We start from the raw sequence: 6,876 nt of genomic DNA on the forward strand, positions 1-6,876 counted from the left end.
TAAATACTAATTAAGTATATAATATACCCCTATTAAATTAACTTTATTGATATATGAATAATTTACGTGAACTTACTTTAAGAGGTACCATCCTTGGTGCTTTTATTACTGTCATTTTTACTGCATCAAATGTTTATCTTGGTTTAAAAGTGGGATTAACGTTTTCATCCGCAATCCCTGCTGCAGTAATTTCAATGGCAATATTGAAACTATTTTCGGGTTCAACTATTTTAGAAAATAACATGGTGCAAACTCAAGCATCAGCGGCAGGTACATTATCTTCAATTATTTTTGTGCTTCCGGGTTTGTTAATGATTGGTTACTGGCAAAACTTTCCATTTTGGTTAACCTTTGCAATATGCGCCGCAGGTGGAATGCTTGGGGTTTTATTTTCAATTCCATTGCGACATGCCATGGTCGTTAAAAGCAATTTGCCTTATCCTGAGGGGGTGGCTGCTGCTGAAATTCTAAAGGCAGGCTCTAAAACCGATAATAAAGAAGCTAATGATGGTTTAAAGGATATTTTATTTGGCGGCATCGTTGCCTCCACAGTCAGCCTTTTTACTAATGGTTTTCGTGTGTTATCTGAAAGTACTGCTTATTGGTTTACTGCTGGCAAATCCATTTTTCAACTTCCTATGGGATTTTCGTTAGCGTTACTAAGTGCAGGTTATTTGATTGGGATTATGTCAGGAATTGCCATTTTAATTGGAACCATTATTGGTTGGGTATTTGGCGTTCCAATTTTAAGTGCAATTACCGATTATGATACTAGTCTGCCTTTATCTAAAGTTGCAATGGGATTTTGGGAAAAAGATATACGCTTTATTGGTGCGGGAGTCATTGCTATTGCAGCAGTTTGGACACTATTTACATTAATCAAACCAATGATTGAAGGTTTAAAAATATCATTTAAAAGTATGCGTTCAGATGCGTCTGACGATGATATTGCATCAACCGAGCGGGATTTATCACCTAAAACTATTTTATTAATTATGGGTGGTATGTTAGTTATTTTGTTAGTCACTTTTTATAGCTTTATTACAGATAGTGGGCTATCGGCAGGCGTTGCTTGGTCATTAGTGTTTTGCGCTACATTGTTTGCTTTTATTATGGGCTTTTTAGTGGCTGCCGCTTGTGGCTATATGGCTGGGCTTGTTGGTTCATCGGCTAGCCCAATATCAGGCATTGCCATTGTTGCTATCATTGTTATTTCATTAGTTCTATTGGGCTTAGGTGAAGCTAATGGTATGTTAGCTTCTGCCGAGGGCTCTAATTTTGCCACAGCTCTTACGCTGTTTACTACCAGTGCAGTGTTATCAATAGCCTGTATTTCAAACGATAATTTGCAAGATCTAAAAACAGGTTATTTAGTTCATGCTACACCATGGAAACAACAAGTGGCGTTATTAATTGGCTGTGTTGTTGGTGCGATTGTTATTGCGCCTATTTTAGAAATTTTATATAACGCTTACGGCTTTACCGGTGCGCTTCCACGCCCTGATATGGATCCAAAACAAGTTTTATCAGCACCTCAAGCAACATTGATGACAAAAATTGCCAAAGGAATAATTTCAAATAATCTTGATAAAACCATGATATATATCGGGCTAGGTATAGGTGCTATTATTATTATTATCGATTCAGTTTTAGCAGCTAATAAAGCTAAGTTTAGGTTGCCAGCGCTTGCTGTTGGTTTAGGTATTTACCTACCACCAAGCATTACCATGCCTATTTTCATTGGTACTTTCTTATCATGGATAATAAAACGTTATGCTTATAAAAAAGCACAATCACAAAATTTAGATCCAGAACAGCAATTTAAGAAAGTTGATCGTAAAGCAGCATTGATTGCGTCAGGGCTAATCGTTGGCGAAAGTTTAGTGGGCGTATTATTGGCGGTTGTAATTGTTATTAGTATTACAAGTGGTGGAAATGATGCACCGCTTGCAATTTCGGCTGATTTAGGTATGTTACCTCAATTTTTAGGCCTCTTTGTTTTTGTTGGTATATGTACGCTCTTTATTCGTCGCGCTTTATCAGCAATTAAGAAATAGCCCTATTGAATAATTAAATTTGAGCCCTTTTCGTTTTAACAAAGGGCTTTTTTATTTAAATTGATTGTTTTATAACATTCCTAATTTTGAATGATTAAAGCAATCTTTTATTAACCTATTTTACTTTGAATAATAGACAAAATATCATGATAGTTTTTGATTCAATCCAAGTGCGCCGAGGCGTTAACTTGCTTTTAGATAATGCATCAGCAACCATTAATCCTCAACAAAAAGTTGGGTTAGTAGGTAAAAATGGTTGCGGAAAATCGACGCTGTTTTCACTAATTAAAGGTGAAATTCAAGCTGATGCCGGCACGTTAAGTATACCATCGCAATGGCAACTTGCTTGGGTCAATCAAGAAACACCTGCATTAGATATCCCAGCGATTGAATATGCTATTGATGGTGATCGTGAATATCGTCAATTAGAAAAGCAGTTAAATATTGCCAATGAGCAAAATAATGGTCAACAAATTGCGGTCATTCATGAAAAGCTTGATACCATAGATGCATGGACAATTCGTGCACGAGCTGCAACATTATTACATGGATTGGGGTTTTCTAATGAGCAATTAATGTCACCCGTTAAATCCTATTCTGGTGGTTGGCGAATGCGATTGAATTTGGCACAAGCGTTAATGTGTCGTTCTGATTTATTATTGCTTGATGAACCAACCAATCACCTTGATTTAGATGCTGTCATCTGGCTTGAAAAATGGCTAAGCAACTATCAAGGAACTTTAATTTTAATTTCTCACGATCGTGATTTTTTAGATCCTTTAGTCAATAAAATTATTCATATTGAACAAAAAAGTTTATTTGAATATACGGGCAATTATTCCTCCTTTGAGATCCAACGTTCAACTAAACTTGCTCAACAACAGTCTCTTTATGAAAGCCAACAACTCAAAGTTGCACACTTACAAAATTATATCGATCGCTTTAGAGCCAAAGCAACAAAAGCTAAACAGGCACAAAGCCGTATAAAAATGCTAGAAAGAATGGAACTGATTGCACCTGCTCATGTTGATAATCCATTTCATTTTAATTTTAAGCCATCTGAATTCTTACCAAGTCCTTTGTTAAGGATGGAAAAAGTTGTAGCGGGTTATGATGATAAAATTATACTAGAAAAAATTAAGCTTAATTTAGTCCCTGGTTCACGCATTGGCTTATTAGGACGCAATGGTGCTGGGAAATCAACACTGATTAAATTACTGGCCGGAGAACTTGCACCTAAAGAAGGCCATATTAATCTCGCTAAAGGCGTTCAATTAGGCTATTTTGCTCAACATCAATTAGAATATCTACGCCCCGATGAGTCACCACTTTGGCATTTAACGCAACTTGCCGAACCGAAAAATACAGAGCAAGAACTACGTAATTATTTAGGTGGATTTGATTTTCAAGGCGACAAAGTCACCGAGCCAGTTAAAACTTTCTCGGGTGGTGAAAAGGCGCGACTTGTTTTAGCTTTAATTGTCTGGCAAAAACCAAATCTTCTTTTATTAGACGAGCCAACCAATCATTTAGACTTAGATATGCGACAAGCTCTAACTGAGGCATTGATTGATTTTGATGGTGCATTAGTGGTGGTGTCACATGATCGCCATTTGTTGCGTTCGACCACCGATGAATTCTATTTAGTCCATGATCATAAAGTTGAACCATTTGACGGCGATCTTGATGATTATCAAAAATGGTTAGCCGAAGCACAAAAAGATGATAACCAATCAAATGACGAAATAAATTCACCCAAAAAAGAAAATACAAGTAATATATCAGCTCAAGATCGTAAAGAGCAAAAACGTAAACAAGCTGAATTACGTGCACAAATGCAGCCAATAAAAAAACAGTTACAAAAAGAAGAACAGATGCTTGATAAATTAACCCATCAATTAAAGCAAATTGAAGAACAACTGTCTGATCCTGCAATCTATGATGCGAGCAAAAAAAACGAACTTACAACTTTGTTACTAGAGCAAAGCCAACTTAAAAATCAATTAGAAGAAACAGAACTACAATGGTTAGAATTACAACAACAATTGGAATCGTTTAACTTAGATTAAATTGATCATTTCGGTTAATAGGCTTGAGGTAATGGCTATCCATTGTCTATAAGCCAGCTATTTAAATTCATAGGTTATCCTCGCCAATGTTATCGACGATATCATAGATGTACATTTTTGCCTGTTCAAAATCATATCCCTCAATACCAAAAACGGATGTGCAAGATATCATACCTTCAAGTATTAACATAATTAGGCAAGATGCTTGTTCACATGACTTTGTGCCTCCTAGACATTCAAAAATCCTATCTTGAATCCATTTTTTATGTTCACTAACAATAGCGCATATTTCTTCGCTTTTATTGTTATATTCAGACTTAGCTCGTACAAACATGCAACCACAGTAATTATCATTCTTAAACCATTTTATATGCCATGAAATAATTGCATTGATTTTGTCTTTTTTCTCAGAAAAAACAGCAATAACATCTGTAAGTGATTTTTTAAAAAAATCATTCCGCCTAAGTAATACTTTACTTACAAGCCCATTTTTATCACCAAAATATTTATATAATGTTCTTTTTGATACACCTGCATTTTCTGCAACAAGCTCTAAACTAACAGGATGATAACCATATTCATTAAACAGCGATTCAGCCGCAGCAAGTATCGTATCAACAATTTCTGGCTTCAATTTCATTTTTTACTATTTGTAATTGCTAGAATATTTTTGATTCTATCACAATAACTCTAATATAGTTAATTATAAATAATATTTGACCTTTATAGTTAATAAATATACATTAAATAAACGATATCGTTTATTTAATGGAATTACTAGTTTTTATTAAAATCCTACATTAACCAAACAGGAGAGATTTATGCTAGAAAAATTAAAAGGAGGAGAGGTGATGCCACCTAAACCTCACGCAGTAGCTATATTGAGAGGATTTATTGGGGGTGCTTTAGGGATTTTGACTTTGCTCGTAATCACTCAGTGGGGAGATACATTAGCAATTATGGCTCCATTTGGTGCAACATGCGTCTTGTTATTTGCTGCACCTAAATCTCCATTAGCACAACCAAGAAGTGTTATAGGAGGGCATTTTATTTCGTCTTTTATAGGTGTATTGTTCATTAATTTATTTAGTAATGGAATTATACCGATAGCATTAGCAGTTGGGACATCTATCGCATTGATGCAGTTACTACGTGTAGTTCACGCTCCAGCTGGTGCAAACCCTATTCTAATCATGATGTCCGGAATTACTGACTATTCATTCTTGATAACACCAGTACTTACAGGTTCGGTTTTATTAGTCATGGTTGCTTTAATAGTTAATAATATAGGAATCGAAGCACGTTGGCCTAACTATTGGTTGGGATATCACTTTGATATGGGTAAAAGAATAAAAAAATCTAAAAAAGAATAGATTGTCTGTATTATATTAATAATAAGTTAAATTATGATCCGATAGTGGTTTTATCTACCTTGGCGACTCACTTTGATTAAATATATTAGAAACAGAACTATTATTCTCAAATTCTCGAAAGGCATTATATTTATTTTATAAAAGAAAAACCACAAGATAGACTCTTGTGGTTTTGTAAAAGATACTGCTAATTCAGTGAAAAGACTACATCAAAAGAAAAAGTTAGCTCTTTTCAACTTGACTAAAATCTAGCTCTACAGGCGTTGAACGTCCAAAAATAGAAACCGATACTTTTAAGCGACTTTTTTCATAATCAACTTCTTCTACTACACCATTAAAGTCAGCAAATGGACCTTCGTTAACACGAACAAGCTCACCTGGTTCAAATAGTGTTTTAGGGCGTGGTTTATCGCCTATTTGTTGTAAACGATTCATGATTGCATCAACTTCACGTTGGCTAATTGGTGCAGGACGATCCGAAGTACCACCAATAAAGCCCATTGTTCTTGGTACGCTTTTTACTAAATGCCAAGTTGCATCATTCATCATCATTTCAACTAATACATAACCAGGAAAGAATTTACGTTCACTTTTTCGACGTTGACCACTTTTCATTTCAACAACTTCTTCAGTGGGTACTAAAACTTCACCAAATGAATCTTCCATATTATGTAATTTGATATATTCACGTAATGATTGTGCAACCCTAGCTTCATACCCAGAATAAGCTTGAATAACATACCATCGCTTTTGTTGTGTTTCGCTCATATTAACGCCCTATTGATGTTAAATAAAAGATAATTGAACGGAATACTGAATCCATTCCCCAAAGCGCTAAACCAACAATAAGTGTGATAGCTGCAACCAGTAAAGTTGTTTGTGCTGTTTCTTTACGAGTTGGCCATACAACTTTTCTTAACTCTTTTCTAGATTCTTGTAAAAATAACAAAAATGACTTACCCTTGTTTGTTGTAATTGCAATTAACAGGGTTAATAACGAAATTACAACAACTGCAATAATCCGAACGATTGTATTAGGTTGATATATATCATTAGGTTCAGCAAAATAAAAATTTCCCCAAACAACAAACGCAATCAATACTAGAGCTAGACACCACTTTAATTTGTCTAGAATAGTATTTGTATCTTTACTTTCGTTACTTACTAGCATATAAAACCCATAATTATGTTATTTATAGTAATATCTATTTTCCAAAATGCTCTTTTATCAAAAACATTTTGCTAAACAGACTAGATAAGAAAGGGCATCTATCGATACCCTTTCTGTGGTAGCTAATACTTTGATTACTTAATAACTTTAGCAACAACACCTGCACCAACAGTACGACCACCTTCACGAATCGCAAAACGTAAACC

At 34.9% G+C, this 6,876-nt stretch carries 6 protein-coding genes and 1 pseudogene; 3 read left to right on the top strand and 4 right to left on the bottom strand.

What is annotated here, in order from left to right; all coding sequences use genetic code 11:
• The first annotated feature begins 53 nt into the window (after window positions 1–53).
• Both ACGH49_RS02755 and ACGH49_RS02760 read left to right on the top strand, forming a co-directional pair.
• Entirely contained in the window at window positions 54–2,057 is a 2,004-nt protein-coding gene (locus ACGH49_RS02755) for an OPT family oligopeptide transporter (protein WP_065560460.1), read from the top strand.
• A gap of 146 nt (window positions 2,058–2,203) precedes the next feature.
• Entirely contained in the window at window positions 2,204–4,126 is a 1,923-nt protein-coding gene (locus tag ACGH49_RS02760; protein ID WP_411588159.1) for an ABC transporter ATP-binding protein, read from the top strand.
• A gap of 67 nt (window positions 4,127–4,193) precedes the next feature.
• Here the strand turns inward: ACGH49_RS02760 and ACGH49_RS02765 are convergent, their stop codons facing one another.
• Window positions 4,194–4,766, bottom strand: a complete 573-nt coding sequence (locus tag ACGH49_RS02765; RefSeq protein ID WP_411588161.1) for a TetR/AcrR family transcriptional regulator — start codon at window positions 4,764–4,766, stop codon at window positions 4,194–4,196.
• Between the two features lie 181 nt (window positions 4,767–4,947).
• Here ACGH49_RS02765 and ACGH49_RS02770 point away from each other — a divergent pair, with 181 nt between their 5' ends.
• Entirely contained in the window at window positions 4,948–5,499 is a 552-nt protein-coding gene (locus tag ACGH49_RS02770) for an HPP family protein (protein WP_411588163.1), read from the top strand.
• Between the two features lie 222 nt (window positions 5,500–5,721).
• Here the strand turns inward: ACGH49_RS02770 and nusG are convergent, their stop codons facing one another.
• The 3 genes and pseudogenes from nusG to ACGH49_RS02785 all read right to left on the bottom strand — a co-directional run.
• Window positions 5,722–6,267, bottom strand: coding sequence for a transcription termination/antitermination protein NusG (gene nusG / locus ACGH49_RS02775; protein WP_411588164.1), 546 nt, complete (start codon window positions 6,265–6,267; stop codon window positions 5,722–5,724).
• Between the two features lies 1 nt (window position 6,268).
• Window positions 6,269–6,670, bottom strand: coding sequence for a preprotein translocase subunit SecE (gene secE, locus ACGH49_RS02780; RefSeq protein ID WP_411588166.1), 402 nt, complete (start codon window positions 6,668–6,670; stop codon window positions 6,269–6,271).
• A gap of 134 nt (window positions 6,671–6,804) precedes the next feature.
• Window positions 6,805–6,876: pseudogene (locus ACGH49_RS02785) on the bottom strand (elongation factor Tu); the annotation flags it as partial.

The sequence above is a fragment of the Gilliamella sp. BG7 genome, from assembly GCF_046635565.1.
Taxonomy (GTDB): Bacteria; Pseudomonadota; Gammaproteobacteria; order Enterobacterales; family Orbaceae; genus Gilliamella; species Gilliamella apicola_P.

What these genes read in the sequence shown, in the direction of transcription:
- ACGH49_RS02770 (WP_411588163.1), top strand. Translation starts at nt 4,948, where the DNA reads ATGCTAGAAAAATTAAAAGGAGGAGAGGTGATGCCACCTAAACCTCAC.
- ACGH49_RS02760 (WP_411588159.1), top strand. Translation starts at nt 2,204, where the DNA reads ATGATAGTTTTTGATTCAATCCAAGTGCGCCGAGGCGTTAACTTGCTT.
- ACGH49_RS02765 (WP_411588161.1), bottom strand. Translation starts at nt 4,766, where the DNA reads ATGAAATTGAAGCCAGAAATTGTTGATACGATACTTGCTGCGGCTGAA.
- ACGH49_RS02755 (WP_065560460.1), top strand. Translation starts at nt 54, where the DNA reads ATGAATAATTTACGTGAACTTACTTTAAGAGGTACCATCCTTGGTGCT.
- nusG (WP_411588164.1), bottom strand. Translation starts at nt 6,267, where the DNA reads ATGAGCGAAACACAACAAAAGCGATGGTATGTTATTCAAGCTTATTCT.
- secE (WP_411588166.1), bottom strand. Translation starts at nt 6,670, where the DNA reads ATGCTAGTAAGTAACGAAAGTAAAGATACAAATACTATTCTAGACAAA.